This window comes from Flavobacterium sp. LMO8 (assembly GCF_009495755.1).
Classification (GTDB): domain Bacteria; phylum Bacteroidota; class Bacteroidia; order Flavobacteriales; family Flavobacteriaceae; genus Flavobacterium.
Map to the genome: position 1 here is coordinate 222,123 of NZ_WIBJ01000033.1, position 16,119 is coordinate 238,241.

At 31.0% G+C, this 16,119-nt stretch carries 13 protein-coding genes; 8 read left to right on the forward strand and 5 right to left on the reverse strand.

Annotated elements, in window-relative coordinates; translation table 11 throughout:
- Window positions 1-879 carry a hypothetical protein gene (locus GFJ94_RS12500; protein ID WP_153201860.1) on the forward strand — a complete coding sequence of 293 codons (879 nt, stop codon included), beginning with the start codon at window positions 1-3 and terminating at the stop codon, window positions 877-879.
- 53 nt (window positions 880-932) lie between these two features.
- Here GFJ94_RS12500 and crcB read toward each other — a convergent pair whose 3' ends face one another.
- Complete coding sequence (gene crcB / locus GFJ94_RS12505; RefSeq protein WP_153201861.1) at window positions 933-1,310, reverse strand: fluoride efflux transporter CrcB; 378 nt, start codon at window positions 1,308-1,310, stop codon at window positions 933-935.
- A gap of 1 nt (window position 1,311) precedes the next feature.
- Window positions 1,312-2,547 (reverse strand): imidazolonepropionase, encoded by a 1,236-nt coding sequence (hutI, locus tag GFJ94_RS12510; RefSeq protein ID WP_153201862.1) that lies wholly within the window; start codon window positions 2,545-2,547, stop codon window positions 1,312-1,314.
- 71 nt (window positions 2,548-2,618) lie between these two features.
- Here hutI and corA point away from each other — a divergent pair, with 71 nt between their 5' ends.
- On the forward strand, window positions 2,619-3,689 hold the full coding sequence (corA, locus tag GFJ94_RS12515) for a magnesium/cobalt transporter CorA (protein WP_153201863.1): 1,071 nt from the start codon (window positions 2,619-2,621) through the stop codon (window positions 3,687-3,689).
- Window positions 3,690-3,770: 81 nt separating this feature from the next.
- Window positions 3,771-3,932: a hypothetical protein gene (locus GFJ94_RS12640; protein ID WP_203228662.1), complete on the forward strand. Its 162-nt coding sequence runs from the start codon at window positions 3,771-3,773 to the stop codon at window positions 3,930-3,932.
- 76 nt (window positions 3,933-4,008) lie between these two features.
- On the opposite strand, the gene GFJ94_RS12520 is transcribed toward GFJ94_RS12640, so the two are convergent.
- Window positions 4,009-6,456 (reverse strand): outer membrane beta-barrel family protein, encoded by a 2,448-nt coding sequence (locus tag GFJ94_RS12520; protein WP_153201864.1) that lies wholly within the window; start codon window positions 6,454-6,456, stop codon window positions 4,009-4,011.
- Between the two features lie 72 nt (window positions 6,457-6,528).
- Window positions 6,529-6,873, reverse strand: a complete 345-nt coding sequence (gene arsC / locus GFJ94_RS12525; protein WP_153201865.1) for an arsenate reductase (glutaredoxin) — start codon at window positions 6,871-6,873, stop codon at window positions 6,529-6,531.
- A gap of 66 nt (window positions 6,874-6,939) precedes the next feature.
- Between arsC and GFJ94_RS12530 the strand changes: the two genes are divergently transcribed.
- Both GFJ94_RS12530 and GFJ94_RS12535 read left to right on the forward strand, forming a co-directional pair.
- Complete coding sequence (locus tag GFJ94_RS12530) at window positions 6,940-7,866, forward strand: CPBP family intramembrane glutamic endopeptidase (RefSeq protein WP_153201866.1); 927 nt, start codon at window positions 6,940-6,942, stop codon at window positions 7,864-7,866.
- Window positions 7,850-8,902, forward strand: coding sequence for an AMP-binding protein (locus GFJ94_RS12535; RefSeq protein ID WP_153201867.1), 1,053 nt, complete (start codon window positions 7,850-7,852; stop codon window positions 8,900-8,902). The genes GFJ94_RS12530 and GFJ94_RS12535 overlap by 17 nt, the downstream gene beginning before the upstream one ends.
- A gap of 10 nt (window positions 8,903-8,912) precedes the next feature.
- On the opposite strand, the gene GFJ94_RS12540 is transcribed toward GFJ94_RS12535, so the two are convergent.
- Complete coding sequence (locus GFJ94_RS12540) at window positions 8,913-10,532, reverse strand: M1 family metallopeptidase (RefSeq protein ID WP_153201868.1); 1,620 nt, start codon at window positions 10,530-10,532, stop codon at window positions 8,913-8,915.
- A gap of 117 nt (window positions 10,533-10,649) precedes the next feature.
- Between GFJ94_RS12540 and GFJ94_RS12545 the strand changes: the two genes are divergently transcribed.
- The 3 genes from GFJ94_RS12545 to GFJ94_RS12555 all read left to right on the forward strand — a co-directional run.
- A complete protein-coding gene (locus tag GFJ94_RS12545) occupies window positions 10,650-11,930 on the forward strand; it encodes a hypothetical protein (RefSeq protein ID WP_153201869.1) in 1,281 nt (426 codons plus the stop codon).
- A gap of 330 nt (window positions 11,931-12,260) precedes the next feature.
- A complete protein-coding gene (locus GFJ94_RS12550; protein ID WP_153201870.1) occupies window positions 12,261-15,680 on the forward strand; it encodes a gliding motility-associated C-terminal domain-containing protein in 3,420 nt (1,139 codons plus the stop codon).
- Between the two features lie 11 nt (window positions 15,681-15,691).
- Window positions 15,692-16,119, forward strand: a 428-nt coding sequence (locus GFJ94_RS12555) for a PorP/SprF family type IX secretion system membrane protein (RefSeq protein ID WP_153201871.1), incomplete at its 3' end; no start/stop codon positions are given.

Genomic DNA, 16,119 nt, shown 5'->3' on the forward strand with positions numbered 1-16,119 from the left:
ATGGAAAACAAATCAAACAATTCTGGACTAAAAGCTGCTGTAGTAGTATTAGCCTTACTTTTATTAGGAAGTGTAGGCTATATTTATAAACTAACTGCAGATACTAAAGAAACAGTTAACACATTAACAACTGAAAAAAATACGTTATCGGAAGAATTAAAAGCTAAAATTGCTGAGTATGACACTATGATTGCTGATAATACGGCATTAAAAGACGAATTACAAGCAGAACAAGCTAAAATGGTAGCTTTGTTAGAGCAAGTAGAAAAATCGAAAGGTGATGTTGCTGCAATGGCAAAGTACAAAAATGAGTACTTCCGTTTAAAAAGAGAAATGGATAATTTAGTAGCTGAAAACAAAGTTTTAAAAGAGCAAAATGTTGCTTTAACTTCTAGTTTAGATAGTACAAATGTAGTTTTAACCGATGCAAAAAAATTCAACGATACTTTATTAACTCAAAATGAAGGATTAACTAAAACTGTTGAAAAAGGTTCTAAATTAGCGGTTTTAAACTTAAAAGTTTTAGCAGTTAAACAAAGAAGTTCAGGAAAACAAATTGAAACAGATAAAGCAAGTAGAGCTGATGTTTTAAAAGTAAGTTTCTTAATTGCTGAAAATCAAATTGCAAAAACAGGAGCAAGGGAATATTATGTCCAAATTATTGATAGCAAAAGTAATATTTTAGGTGAAAAGAAAACTATTCCTACTGGAGACAAAACCTTAACATATAGTTTTGTATCAACTGTAAAATATGAAAATAAAACAGTTCAAGTGAATGAAGAAGTACCAGGAAAAGATTTTGCTAAAGGAACTTACTTCGTAAACGTATTTGATAAAAATGCTGAATTAGTTTCTAAAACAAGTTTCGAATTGAAATAATTCGTTTATTAAAATTTTAAAAGTCCAATGAAAGTAATTTCATTGGACTTTTTTTATAGATATTTAGCTAAATAACTTCCTAATCCAACTGCTGAAATAGTTAAGATTATAGAACTTGCCATATAGATATAAGCTGTGATTTGTTGATTGTTTTGAAGTAAATTATAGTTTTCTAAAGCAAAACTTGAAAAAGTGGTGAATCCTCCACAAAAACCAACAATCAATAAGAATTTTAAAGGATGATTTTCTGGGAAATGTTTTCCTAAATAGCCAATGAATAATCCGATTAATAAACTTCCTAAAATATTAACCAAAAAAGTACTGAGCGGAAATGAACCTTGAAAATATTTTGTGGTAGCCCAATGAGTTACATATCGAAAAATACTTCCAATTGCTCCTCCAATTCCTACTAATAATATTGTTTTTAACATATTAAATAAATTTTCCTTCAATCATTACTCTATCAATTAAATTCGTACCAAAAGCATAAGGCAATTGGTAAAAACTGTTGATGGGTTTTGAAATGATAAGATTTGCTTTTTTTCCTTTTGTGATACTTCCGTGAGTTTCGGAAATTCCCATGGCATAAGCTCCGTTGATAGTTGCCGCATTGATAGCTTCTTCAGGTGTCATTTTCATCTTAATACAAGCCGTTGCCACTACAAAATTCATGTTTCCAGATGGAGTAGTGCCAGGATTGTAATCGGTTGCTAGTGCAAACGGTAAACCTGCATTCATCATTTTTCTTGCAGGTGTATATGGAATGCTGATAAAATAAGAGCAACTTGGTAATGCTACTGGCATTGTTTTACTTTTTTTCAACACTTCAATATCTTCATCGGTTACAATTTCCAAATGGTCGACTGATAATGCTCCATTTTCAACACAGGCTTTGATTCCGTCGATAGCGGTAAATTGGTTGACGTGAATTTTTGGTTCTAAACCGTATTTTTTTCCGGCTTCCATGATTTTTATGGTTTCATCTACTGAGAAGTAACCCGTTTCAAGGAAAGCATCAATATAATCCGCTAAATTTTCGGAAGCAATTTTGGGTAACATTTCGTTGATAATCAAATCGATATAAGATGTATGATTTTCTTTGTATTCCATAGGAAAAGCATGAGCGCCAAGAAACGTAGCTTTTATCGCAATCGGATAATTTTCTTTTAAACGTTTGATTACACGTAACATTTTCAATTCGCCTTCGACCGTTAATCCGTAACCCGATTTAATTTCGACTGCACCCGTTCCTTGTTGCATGACTTCTTCTAAACGTAATTTTGATTGTTCGTAAATTTCGTCTTCAGAAGTTTCATTTAATTTTTTAGCCGAATTTAAGATTCCACCACCACGATTAGCGATTTCTTCATACGACAAACCATTAATTCTATCTACGAATTCCTGAATTCTATTTCCTGCGTATACAATGTGAGTGTGACTGTCTACCCAAGTAGGTAAAATAACTTGTCCGCTTGCATCAATGATTTCAATATCTGAAAGTTTTGGGCAATTTTCCATTGGACCAAAATCGGAAATGATATTGTTTTCGATTACTAAATAGGCGTTATCAATCTTAGGTAAAATTGCCATATCTGAACCCGAAACTTTATCGATATGATTATCTCGAACTTGTAGTAGTTCTTTTATGTTGATAAATAATGTTTTCATCAAAAAATAAATTTCAGTAAAAATACTTCTCATTTTTAAAAACTCCTATCTTTATATAAAATTTGTTTGTTTTGAGAAAAATAAAATATAAAAAAGGTAGAAAAGTTCATACGAGTTCGCTTGAGTATACTGGTATTTATATAGATATGCCAACAGAAATGCAAATGTTTGTATATGATACTGATGAAGTTGTCGAATTTCAACAATGTGAACCTCATGACTTAGATGCTAATATTGATGCTTTAAAAGTAAATTGGATTAATATTCACGGTTTAAATAATCATACTTTTATAGAAAAAGTGGGAGCGAAGTTTGAAGCGGATCATTTTATCATTAGTGATATTTTGAACACGACAAAACGAACAAGAGTAGAAGAATATCATAATGTTTTGTTTTTTAATGTTAAGTCGCTTTTACCTTTAAAAAAGTCAGATAATATTAGTGTTGAGCAAATTAGTTTTTTGTTGAAGGATAATGTTTTAATTTCTTTTCAAGAAAAGAGAAGCGATTTCTTTACGCACATTAGAGAACGTATTAGAACCAATTCGGGTGTTGTACGAACTAAAAGAGCAGATTATTTACTGTATTTGTTGTTAGATGCAATTATCGAAAATTTTTATATTACCATTGAAAGTGAGGAAAATAAGGTGGATGAATTGATTGATTTAGCAAAAATTAATACCAATCCAGAAGTTTTAGAGTTGATTGAAAAACATCGCGATAATTTTAACTTTTTGAAACGCTCTATTATTCCATTGCGTGATTCTTTATATTCGATTAAAAGTATCAAAGACGATAATGTTTTTAACGATTTACAATCTGAAAATTTCACGTTTTTTTCAAGATTACATCAAAAATGTCTGGAATTATTGGAACAAATTGATTCTGATTTAATCACTTTAGATAGTACATCTAATTACTTTTTTTCGGCACAGAACCATAAGATGAACCAAGTAATGAAAACTTTAACGGTGCTTTCGATGTTCTTTTTACCTTTAACTTTCATCGTAGGGGTTTATGGTCAGAACTTTAAGAATTTACCCGAATTGGAGTGGCAGTATGGCTATTTTATTATTTGGGGAATTATGTTGTCCGTTGTTGCAGTAATGTTTATTTATTTTAAAATCAAAAAGTGGTTTTAGCTAAAAATAATTAAGATTCTATTGTCAAAAATAAATATTACTATTATCTTTGACGTGAATTCATAAATTCCGGAAAATATTATGTTTGAATTTCAACAGTACCTAGGTTTTTTACTTTTCTTAACCATATTAACTATTGGTTTTTGGTTGATGATATTCTTAGTAGGATTTGTTCACTATTGGTTGGGCGGAGCTATCATAGAATTGATTAAAGAGAAAAGAAACAAAAACAAAGAAGAGTAAGATTTTAAATTTTACTTTTTATCATAAAAAAGTCCCGAAACAATCGGGACTTTTTTTATTATTCGGGTTTTGCAATTTATGGTTTTCCCATAAAATCGCCTTCACCACCATTATCTTCTCTAGGTTGTCTTTCTCTTTCGTTTTTCTTTTTGTTAAAACGATATGTAAAGGTTAGCATAACTTGTCTTTCTCTCCATTGCATTTCGCTGTACGAACTAACAACATTTGGAATTTCAGTTTCTGAAATTCTTTTTCTAGAGTTAAAAACATCGCTAATATTTAATGAAAGACTTGCTTTGTCTTTTAAGAAATCTTTGCTAAAGGCTAAGTTCATAGAAGCTACACCTAACGATTTACCTTGAGCGTTTGTTTGTGGAGCATTGTAAGTTCCGTTAGTTTGCCAATCAATTTTAAATGGTAATGTAACTTTAGATGTAATTCTTGCAAACCAAGTTAAAGCAACATTATCAAAATTCTGATTTATTGTATTTCCTAAATAATCAACATAAGAATAATCACCTTGAGTTTCATTTCTAAATGCATTAAAGTTTCCATTCAATCTCCACCATTTGTAAGGAGTATAGTTTAAATTAAACTCAAAACCAGCTCTATATTGTTTTGCTAAGTTAATTGGAGTGCTTAGAATTACAGGAACACCATCTACAAATAATCCAGATTCTTTTCTAATAAATTGAAAAGACTCGTTAGTTACATTTATATAAGCCGATGTATTGAATGTTAATTTATTCCATTTTTTTAAATAGCCTAAATCAATTGCGTCAGTCATTGAAGGGTCTAAATCTGGATTTCCTTGAAAGATATTAATGTTACTTGATAATGAAGAAACAGGATTTAAGAAACGACCTCTAGGACGATTAATTCTTTTACTGTAACTCAAACTAACAGAACTAGATTCTGAAAATTCATAATTTACTGTAGCTGATGGGAAAAAATTATTGTATTTTTTTGTGTTGTAATTATCTTCTAATAGCGAATTCACTTCTATTTTACTATCTTCAAATCTTAATCCTAAAAAGTAAGAGAATTTATTGATTTTAGAACCATACTGCGTGTAAAATGCATTTACATTTTCTATATATTCTAAAGTGCTAGAAAAATCAGAATCATCCGAAACTACAAATCCAGTTAAATTGTTTAAGAAACTTCCTCTATATCCAGCCTCAAAACGACCACTTTTTCCAATAGGCAACACATAATCAGCTTGAATTAAATTCCTTTGTTGCTTTTGTTTATTAGAGGTTTCTTGTAATTCTAAAGAAGATGGATCACCAAGATATTGATCTGTTATAGTTGCAAATTCGTTTTCTCTATTTTGGGAAACAGCTAAATCAATAGTTAGTTTGTGGTCTTCTTTTTTAAAGTTTTTAGTAAAGTTTGATGAATATTCAATACTAAATTCGTCACTTTTTTGATCGTTTAAACGATTTCTAACATCTGTTGGGTTGTTAGAAGCATCAAAATAATTAAAATAAACGTCATCAGGGTTTTTACCATTATTCTCTCTAAAAGTTAACGCATTTGTCCAAGTTAAAGATTTAGACAAATTTAAATCAATACCAAAATTGGCATTGTATCCCTCCCTTTCTCTATCGTTAGTTCTTCTTTCTTCAATAAAACTTCTCGTTGAACCATCGGGATTAAAATACTCGGCATCAACCAACGAATTTCCTGGATTGTTTCTGTAATTATATCCGAAGTTTGAGAATAGGTTGTAGCTATCACTTTTCTTATTCAAATTAATGCTCGTTCCATACGTTTCAGGATCACCCACATTAACCATTACAGAACCATTAACACCATTTGCTTTTCCTTTTCTTAGAACAATATTAATAATACCACCACCACCTTCAGCGTCATAACGAGCCGATGGATTAGTTATAACTTCCACTTTTTCAACAGATTCTGCAGGTAACAATTTTAAGGCATCAGCAATATTAATTCCAGCTAAACCAGAAGGTTTTCCGTCAATTAAAATTTTCACACTTTCATTTCCTCTTAATGCTACTGTTCCTTCAGCATCAACAGTTACAGATGGAACATTGTCAAGTACATCACTTACGGTACCGCCTTTAACCATCATGTCTTTACCTACGTTGTATACTCTTTTATCAAGTTTTATTTCAACTGTAGATTTTTCAGCAATAACTTCAATTTCATTTAACTGAGCCACATCAGCAGCCATTTGGATTGTTCCTAAATTTACGTCAGTTGTGAATTCTTTTTGTGGAATAGTTACACTTTTGAAAGAAATAAATTCAGCTCTTACATTGTAATTTCCTGAAGTAACTTCAAATTTAAAATTACCATTTTCATCTGTAATTCCACCAGAAAGTTGTTTGGTTGTAGCGTTTTCAAAAACGATAGTGGCATATTCTAAAGGGAGATCAGTACCCTTTTCAATTACTTTTCCAGAAATGGTAATTTTTTTTCCTTCTGGTCGTTGTGCAAAAGCTGATAAACTCACTAGAATGGTTAGTACTAAAATAAAATTTTTCTTTATCATAAATATTTTTTTGCAAATAGGACTACAAAAGTAACTTTTGGTTTAGCCGTTAAATGCTAAATCTTTGTTAAACTATTTAATGATTTCGTTAATCTTTTCTTTTGGTCTTGCAATAATGGCTTTATCACCATTTATAATTATTGGACGTTCTATTAATTTTGGATTTTCAAGCATGGCTTGAACTATTTGAGCATCGCTTAATTGTTTTCCTTTGAAGTTTTCAATCCAGATACTTTCTTTAGTTCTAACCAATTCGATAGGGCTTATGTTTAGTTTTTTAATTACTTCTTCTAGCTCTACTTTTGTAAAAGGTTCGTCAAGATATTTTCGTATTTCAAAAGGTTGATTTAAGTTTTCAATTTCGCACAAACCTTCTCTCGATTTGGTACATCTTGGGTTATGGTAAATGGTTATCATAATTTTATTTTTCACAAAGAAATAAAAAATAGTACTTTAGTAGCAAACTTAATTCGTTTAAAAAGTATGTATATCGAACAATTAAAATCTAAAAAAGTTAACTTATTTTCTTATTTACCAATTCCTTTGGGTTTCATTTTATTGATGTTTTTCAACTTCATTATGTCTGATGGTGTAGATACAAATGAAGTTATTCAGCAGACTATAAGCATGATAGGCGTTAATTTAACTTTTGTAGTGTTAGTGGGTCCGCTTGCTTTTGGTTTATTGTTAGTTCTTTTTTGGGTTAAATTTGTACAAGGACAAACTTTAAAAAGTTTAACTACATCGAGAGCTAAAGTAGATTGGAAACGTGTTTTTTTCTCATTTTTCTTGTGGGGAAGTATTACAACTGCCATGATTTTCGCACTTTATTACACCCAACCCGAAAATTTTGTTTGGAATTTTAAACCCGAAAAGTTTTTCATTTTTTTAATTCTGGCAATAATTTTAGTCCCAATGCAAACTAGCTTTGAAGAATATCTTTTTAGAGCACATATGATGCAAGGAATTGGTTTAGCCACTAACAGCAGATTAATTCCTTTGATTGTGACTTCGGTTTTATTTGGTTTAATGCATATTGCCAATCCAGAGGTAGGAAAAATTGGTTACATCATAATGGTATATTACATTGGAACGGGTTTTTTCCTAGGTATTATGACTTTAATGGATGAAGGTTTAGAATTAGCTTTAGGATTTCATGCAGCAAATAATTTAATAGGAGCACTTCTTGTTACTGCAGATTGGACAGCGTTTCAAACCAATTCAATTTTAAAAGATGTATCAGAACCATCAGCGGGATTTGATGTTTTAACACCAGTCTTCGTAATATTTCCTATTTTACTTTTTATTTTTTCGAAGATGTACAATTGGAAAAATTGGAAAGAAAAATTAACAGGTAAATTAATTGTAACTAATGAATTAGATACTATAACAAATGATTCCAAATTATAAAAACATTCACAATCGTTTCAAAATAAATGGAGTTCATTTAGATAAAGAAGCGCTTTTTCAATTGGCTTACATTTTTATAAAGGAGGGAGAGGTTTATGAAAAAGAGTTAGGTGAATTTTTATTAGATTGGTTAGACGATAAAGAAACCATACAATTAACTACTTCAGGAACAACCGGAGCGCCTAAAATCATCACAATAAACAAGGAAGCAATGGTAAATTCTGCAATTGCTACTGGAAACTTTTTCGATTTGCATCCTAAAGATAAAGCTTTGTTGTGTTTATCAGCACGTTATATTGCAGGAAAAATGATGATTGTTCGTGCTATGTTGCTTGGTTTAGAGTTAGATATTATGGCACCGAGTTCACATTTAGATGATTTATTAGTAGATAAATGTTATGATTTTGTTGCTATTGTTCCGTTTCAAGCTGAAAATAGCATTGAAAAACTAAATCAAATTAAAAAAATAATTATTGGTGGAGCTAAAGTTTCGGATGAATTAGCATTAAAGTTAAAAGATGTAAAATCTGAAATCTATGAAACATATGGAATGACAGAAACCATTACGCATATTGCTGCAAAAAAAATAGGTGAGGAGTATTTTAATGTTTTGGAACATGTTTCAATTGCTACAGATGATAGAAATTGCTTGGTAATTGACGCTCCAAGCATAACAAATGAAAAAATTGTTACCAATGACATTGTAGAAATTCATAGCGAAAAGCAATTTGAATGGTTAGGTCGTTATGACAATGTAATTAATAGTGGTGGAGTCAAATTGTTTCCTGAACAAATTGAAGCTAAGTTGGCAACTCAGATTGCTAATCGTTTTTTTATTACAGGACTTCCTGATGTAATTTTAGGAACAAAAGTAGTTTTGGTAATTGAAGGTAAAATGGAAAAGTTAGATACATCTATCTTTAATGCATTAGAAAAATTTGAAAAACCAAAAGATATTGTTTTTGTAACAGAATTCGTTGAAACAGAAACCAAAAAGATTAATCGAACCGAAACTTTAAAAAATATTAAAACATAAAAAAAGAAGACTAATTGTCTTCTTTAATTTTAACATAAAACTGATTATCGTAAATTTGAAAACTCTTTTTACTGAGTTTTTTTAGTTTAATTTTTTGCTCTTTTAATGTTGGTTTTAACCTGATTTTTTTGTCTTCAAAACCAATATCAATAGGCATATTGAAGTCTTCATTTACATTATCCCACGAATAATATAAATAATCGCCTTTTACTTTATAAATGAATACAGGAACCTGATTGGTATACAAATATTGTCTAAATACTGGTGTTAAATCTGTACCAGAAGCCTTGTTAAAGTAGTCAATTACGGTGTCAGAAGTAATAATTTTCTTTTTGAAAGTTTCTGAATAATCATAAATCATTTTCCACCATTTTTCATCATCTCCAATAATGTGTCTTAACGTGTTTAATAATAACGAACCTTTGTAATACATGTCACCAGAACCTTCATTATTCACTCCGTATTGTCCAATAATAGGTTTGTCATTTCGTACATTTTTAGCTTGACCATTAATGTATTTCATGGCATCATCATAGCCTTTTATACATTCGATAAATACTGTTTCAGAGTATGTTGTAAAGCCTTCATGAATCCACATATCGGCAATATCCATGCTTGTAATACTGTTTCCAAACCATTCGTGGCCTGTTTCGTGAATCGTAATATAATCGAAAAACATACCAACACCTGTTCCTGATAGGTCATAACCCATGTAGCCTTTTTTATACTTGTTCCCATAAGCAACAGCACTTTGATGTTCCATACCTAAATATGGTGTTTCAACTAATTTATAGCCATCTTCCCAAAAAGGGTAGCGACCAAATTTCGACTGAAAACATTCCATCATCGGTTTCACTTCCATAAAATGTTCGCGAGCTTTCGCTTCATTTTCTCTTAAAACATAATAATCTAAGTCCAAATCAGGCATTTTATCCTGAATGTGAACATAATCGGCAATATTTACCGTTATTGTGTAATTGTTAATTGGGTTTTTAACTTCCCAATCCCAACGAGTATAACCATTTTTCAAATCTTGAGAACCTAAAAAACGTCCGTTTGAAACATTCATTAGGCCATTTGGAACAGCTACTTTGATTGAAGCACCATTATCTGGTTCATCTGTTTGTGAATCTTTTACTGGATACCACAAACTTGCTCCAGTTCCTTGAACCGCAACTGCGATAAAGTCTTTATCAGCTTTATCTTTTGAAAATACAAAACCACCATCCCAAGGTGCATTTTTGGCAATTCTTGGATTTCCTGAATAATAAAACTTTAATTTATGATTCGATTTTGAAGCTAATTTTTCTGGGAAATCAATGAAAACTGCATCGTTGTCCCTTTTGTATTTTAAATTTTTAGAATTCCAAATAATCGAATCCACTTTCATATTTTCAAATAAATCTACTTGAATTTTTTGAGAAGGAATTACGACATCAAAAGTAATTTCATTAAACCCTTTGATACTTTTTTGTTCTGGATTTATGGTAATATTTAAGTCATAACGTTTTACATCATAAGAAGTTCTCTCTATACGCAAACCACCTTGAAGTGAATCACGACGTGTAAATTGAGCATTGATTTGTTGAATTCCTATTAGAGTTAGGACAACTAAAAAACTGTTTTTCATAAGGCTTGTTTTCAAAATCTAAATATAAGAGTTTGAATTTGAAAAAATGTTACAAAAAGAGGTTAAATTTTATACTAAATTAATTTATATATTTGTCTTGTAATTTATAAAAGTCTTATGCATTTCAAAACATTTTATCTTATTGTATTATTTGGCACTTCATTATTAAGTGGGATATATTTGATACATATCTGGATAAAACGTAAAAATACAAGTAATGTTTTTTTGAAAGAATCTAATGTTGCATTGTTATTAATAGCTTTAACATTTTTTCACAGAACATTTATATCTGCAAATAAATTATTTGAAATTCAAGATTTTTCATTGAATTATGTAGTTGTTGATAGAATGATATCATCAGTGAGTAATTTAATTTTTCTAATTAGTATATCATATTTTCCTTTGTTGAATGAGGAGAATAAATTAACTAGATTAATTAAACAAAGAGAAAAGTGGTATACTGTTGTATTTATAGTATTTATATTCATAGTTTCTATTTTTACTTTTTTAGATAAATTTTATGAAAGTTTTGGACTTATATCTCGAATAAGTATTGTTGTTTTAGATGCATTAGTGTCTATTTCTTGTATGCTTTTATTAGGATATATTATGTCTTTATCATTATCAGGTTTTAAGTTAAGTTCAGTTGTATTAAATTTCATTAAAATAAGTTTTGTGTTATTTTCTACTACACAAATTATATTACCATTATCTAAAATTTTACCTGAGCTATTATTTCAATTTTACCCAATTTTTTTAGCCGTTTTTTTAATTTTTTATTTTGGATTTATAATTTCATTTTTTATGTATTTTTTATCCTTGGAATATCAAATTTCTGCTATTCAATTTCAGGATGAAAGTTTAGGAAATGATTCCGTTGAAACTTTAAATAAAGTAATCAAAATTGATTCAATAGAGATTGGATTTATAAATAAGTTTAACTCATATTTAAAACTGAAATTAGAATTGTCAAATACAGAAATTGTTGAAGTTAAAATTGAGAATAATAAATTGTTACATCCGTTTTTATATTGGTTACTTTTTTCAGTCGCAAAAAAGAATGATATATTACTCTTTCATAACGATATATCAGTAGCTAAATTTAGAATGATAGAATATTTTAATAAAAATTCACATTATAAATTAACTCAAGACTTATTATTTGCAAATGAAAATGGAGAGTATTCTTTTTTGATTAATAATGATTCAATTGAAATTAAAGAAAAAGAAATGTTATTAACAAAAAAAACGTTTTTAGAAATTATTCTAAAGTATTCTGAATGTTTTATTCCTTTTTTTGATTCGAAACATAGTAATAATTTTAAAACAAAGTTTGATAAAATCAAAAATATCAAAGAGAATAGTTCCCAGCTATTAAAAAATCTACTCCAGATTTAATTTGTAAGTATCTGTTTTTTATAGTTTTATAAATTACATTTTATTACATTTTATTATTTCTATTCAATTTTTTACATTTTAACTTATCATTAAAATACATTTGAGAGTATTCAATAAATGTGTTTTTATATGGTAAAAAATTATGCATATTCTTTTCTGAATTTACTTCATTCCTTTTTAAAGGTTTTTTTTAAGGCGTCAAACTTCTATAATTTGACAATTTCACAAATAATACTTAAGTCTTCCTCAAAATATGATGGTTTAAGCAAATTATTTGAAAAAGGTCGTCTACATTATTCTCAAATTTATTAACTAAAACTTAATTCAATCATGAATTTTATTAAAAAAATATTGTTTATAATCATTGTATTTTCAAGTTGCAGTTCTTTTAGTCAGGTTTTGATTAATGAAATTATGTTCATGCCGGGTGCTAATTATTCTACTTCTTTAGGAGGTGATAATACTAATTCAAGTTTGCAATCTATGTATAATACTGCATCATCAGGTTCTGAATGGATCGAGTTATACAACCCAGATCCATGTAATGCAGTTGATTTAAGTTGTTATATTCTTGGTTCGAATACTTCAGCCTCAAATCAAACAGCTTTTGCATTACCAGCTGGCACTGTAATTCCTCCTCTTGGATTTTTAGTTATAGGTGGTGCAAATGCTCCAAATGTAGATATTAATTTATCTACTTTGGTTGGAACATCAAGACATATTGGAACATCAAGATGGCATTTAGAAAATGGTTGTGGATATATATTATTAGCTAGTCCAACAGGTGTAGTATTAGATGCTGTTTATTGGTCTCAAAATGATGCAAACGATTTGACTGCAGGTACTTCATGTGGTGGCAGTTTTGATAATGATTTATCTATTCCAGCTGTTTGTTCTCCTTCTACTACAACATTGCCTCAAGCAAGAGATATAGCTGGTATAGAATACGCTGGAAACTTTGGTCAAACAGCTCAAGGGCCAAGTGTAATTGGAAAAACGATAAGAAGAGCCACGGACGGCAGTACTACTTGGGGATTAAGTTCAACTGGTGGAACTCCTAAAGCATGTAATGGTGTTTGTGCGATTAACACTTCTTTAGTTTTGAATTCAGTATCCAATAACTCTCCAATTTGTTCTGGTGATGCAATATTTACATTAAATGGAACACCAAATGCAACTGTAACATATACTATAAATGCAGGAAGCAATCAAACTGTTGTATTAAATTCATCTGGTAATGCTACTGTTACAATAATTAATCCATCATCTACTGTAACGATGCAATTAATAAGTATAAATGATGCAAGTTGTACGGTTAGTTTAACAAATTCATCTGTTGTTACTATAGGTGCTGCAAATGCAGGTGTGATTACTGGTGATCAGACTTTATGTGCCAATGCCTCAACGTCTTATACTTCAAATGGTGATACAGGCGGAACTTGGTCTTCATCCAATACAGCTGTCGCTACGGTTAGTTCTTCTGGAGTTGTTACTGCGGTAAGTTCTGGAACTGCTACAATTAGTTATACTGTTGGTTCTGGTGCTTGTCAAAGTATTTCTACTTTACTTGTTAGTGTTTCGGATCCTTTGCAAGCTACAATTACTTCAACTGATAATTCAAATTGCGGTACTTCAGGGGGAGGATGTACATATACAGGCCCATCTGTTGTTATCAATGAATTAATGATTGATAAAAGTGGCGGAAATACTATTGTTGCTAGATCCAATTTAAGTGCAGGTGATGAATGGATAGAATTATACAATCCAAATCCTTGTCAATCTATTGATTTAGGCTGTTATATGTTAGCTAATTATTCTAATGAAAGTAGTGGGGCTGTTTCTGAACAAGCTATATTATTTTTACCACCTGGAACTACAATTCCTCCTCTTGGATTTCTTACTATTGGAGGAGCTAATTCAAATGCTAATTTACGTCCAAGTGACTTAATTAATGGTTTTGTTGGTAATCGTTTGTATTTACCTGGTGGAATTTTCGAAGGTGGATGGATAGGTATATTTGATTCTACAGGTACACCCATAGATGCAGTGTATTGGATGGATCCTTCAAGAAATATTAATAGTGGTGTTGCAACACTTTCATTTACAACATCACCTGGTACAATTGCTTCAGGCGCAGCTCCTTTATCTTGCCCATATTCTGGGACATTACCAACAGCCAGAGCAATTGCAAATGCTTCTGGACCAATTGATAGAATTGGCGGTATTGCACAAGATAGTAGGTTTCAATCTCGTACTACAGATGCGGGTACAACGTGGAGTTTTAATATTGTAACTTCTACTCAAGGAGCTTGTAATGCTACTTGTACACCACCATTTGTACCTACATCTTCATGTAATGGTACAGCAACTGCCACACCAACTAATGGTACTGCACCTTTTTCATACTTATGGAATGCAGCAGCTGCTAACCAAATTACACAAACAGCTACTGGTTTGTGTTCTGGAGATTATTCTGTAGTGGTTACTGATGCTAATGGTTGTCAAACAACATTAAATGTAACTGTCATGGATGCTCCAATTGCGGCTCCAACTTATACAGCTATTCAACCTACTTGTTCATCAGCTAATGGGTCAGTAACTGTTTCTACTCCAGTAAATGAAGCGACTACTACTTATACTATAACTGGAATTTCACCAGTTGTTGCTGCTGTAACTAACGCAACCGGAGTTTTTACGGGTTTAAATCCTGGAAACTATGAGCTTTTTGCAAATGTTGGCTCTTGTGTTACACCAGTTACTTCAATTACCATAAATGCACAACCAGCTACACCATCAATACCAATAGTAAGTGTAACAGCACCTACATGTTCGGCAAATGGATTTGCAACAGTTACCAATTATGTTGGAGGATTAACTTATGTGTTTACTCCTTCAGGACCAACGGTTGATGGTACGGGAATAATCTCGGGCATGACAATAGGAACTAATTATGTAGTTTCAGCAAGTAACGGAAGTTGTGCTTCGGCAGATACAGCTCAGTTTGCAATTGCAGCGATGTTAAATACACCTTCAATTGCAATTGCTAGTGTAACAGTTCAACCAACATGTCCAGATCCTACAGGTACAATAGTAGTAACTGCACCTTTAGGAGGTACTTTAGAGTATAGTATTGATAATGGTAATAATTATCAAAGTAGTACTACATTCTCAGGTCTTGCACCAAATACTAGTTATACAATTATCGTAAGAGATTCTTCAACAGGATGTATTTCGTCAGCATCAGCTTTATTGAATGTTGATTCAGTTCCACCGTCACCTATTGTATCAACGGTTTCAGGATGTAACGGAGCTGTTTTTGAAATCACGGCATCGGTTGCTACTGGTACGGCTACATATGAGTGGTATGATAGTTCATCGAATTTAATTGGAACAACGGCAACGATTGTAATTACAGCATCGGGAACTTATGAAGTAAGAGCTACTGTTAATTCATGTACAACTATTGAGTTTGTAACTGTAGATAAATCGCCATGTGTTATACCAAAAGGAGTTTCTCCAAACAATGATGGCTTGAATGATACTTGGAATTTATCAGGATTAAATGCTAAGAAAGTTCAGATATTCAATCGTTACGGAGTAGAGGTTTATAGCAAATCGGACTACACTAATGAATGGGAAGGTAAAACCAATTCAGGAGATGAATTACCAGACGGTACCTATTATTATGTGGTTTCTTTACCAGCAGGAGAAGTTAAAACGGGTTGGGTTTATATCAATAAAGAAAATTAAAAGCAAGTAAGATGAAAAATAGAATTATTCAAGTTGTTATTTTATTTATAGGTGTAGTTGCTTTTGCCCAGCAAGATCCTCATTATACACAATACATGTATAATATGAGTGTAATGAATCCGGCTTATGCTGGTAGTAAGGAGAATTTATCGATGGGATTATTATATAGAAAGCAATGGGTTGAGATAGAAGATGCGCCGACAACAGCGACTTTTTTTGGACATGCTCCAGTGGGTAAGAATGTTGGAATGGGATTATCGGTTATCTCGGATAAAATTGGACCGGTAGAGGAGAATAATGTGTATGCAGATTTCTCTTATACATTAAATTTAGGAGGCGAACACAAATTGGCTTTTGGATTAAAAACAGGATTAACCTTGCATAAAGTAAGTTTGTTTGATGATGTTTATCCAACGTTGCCAGATGCTAGTGATCCTGC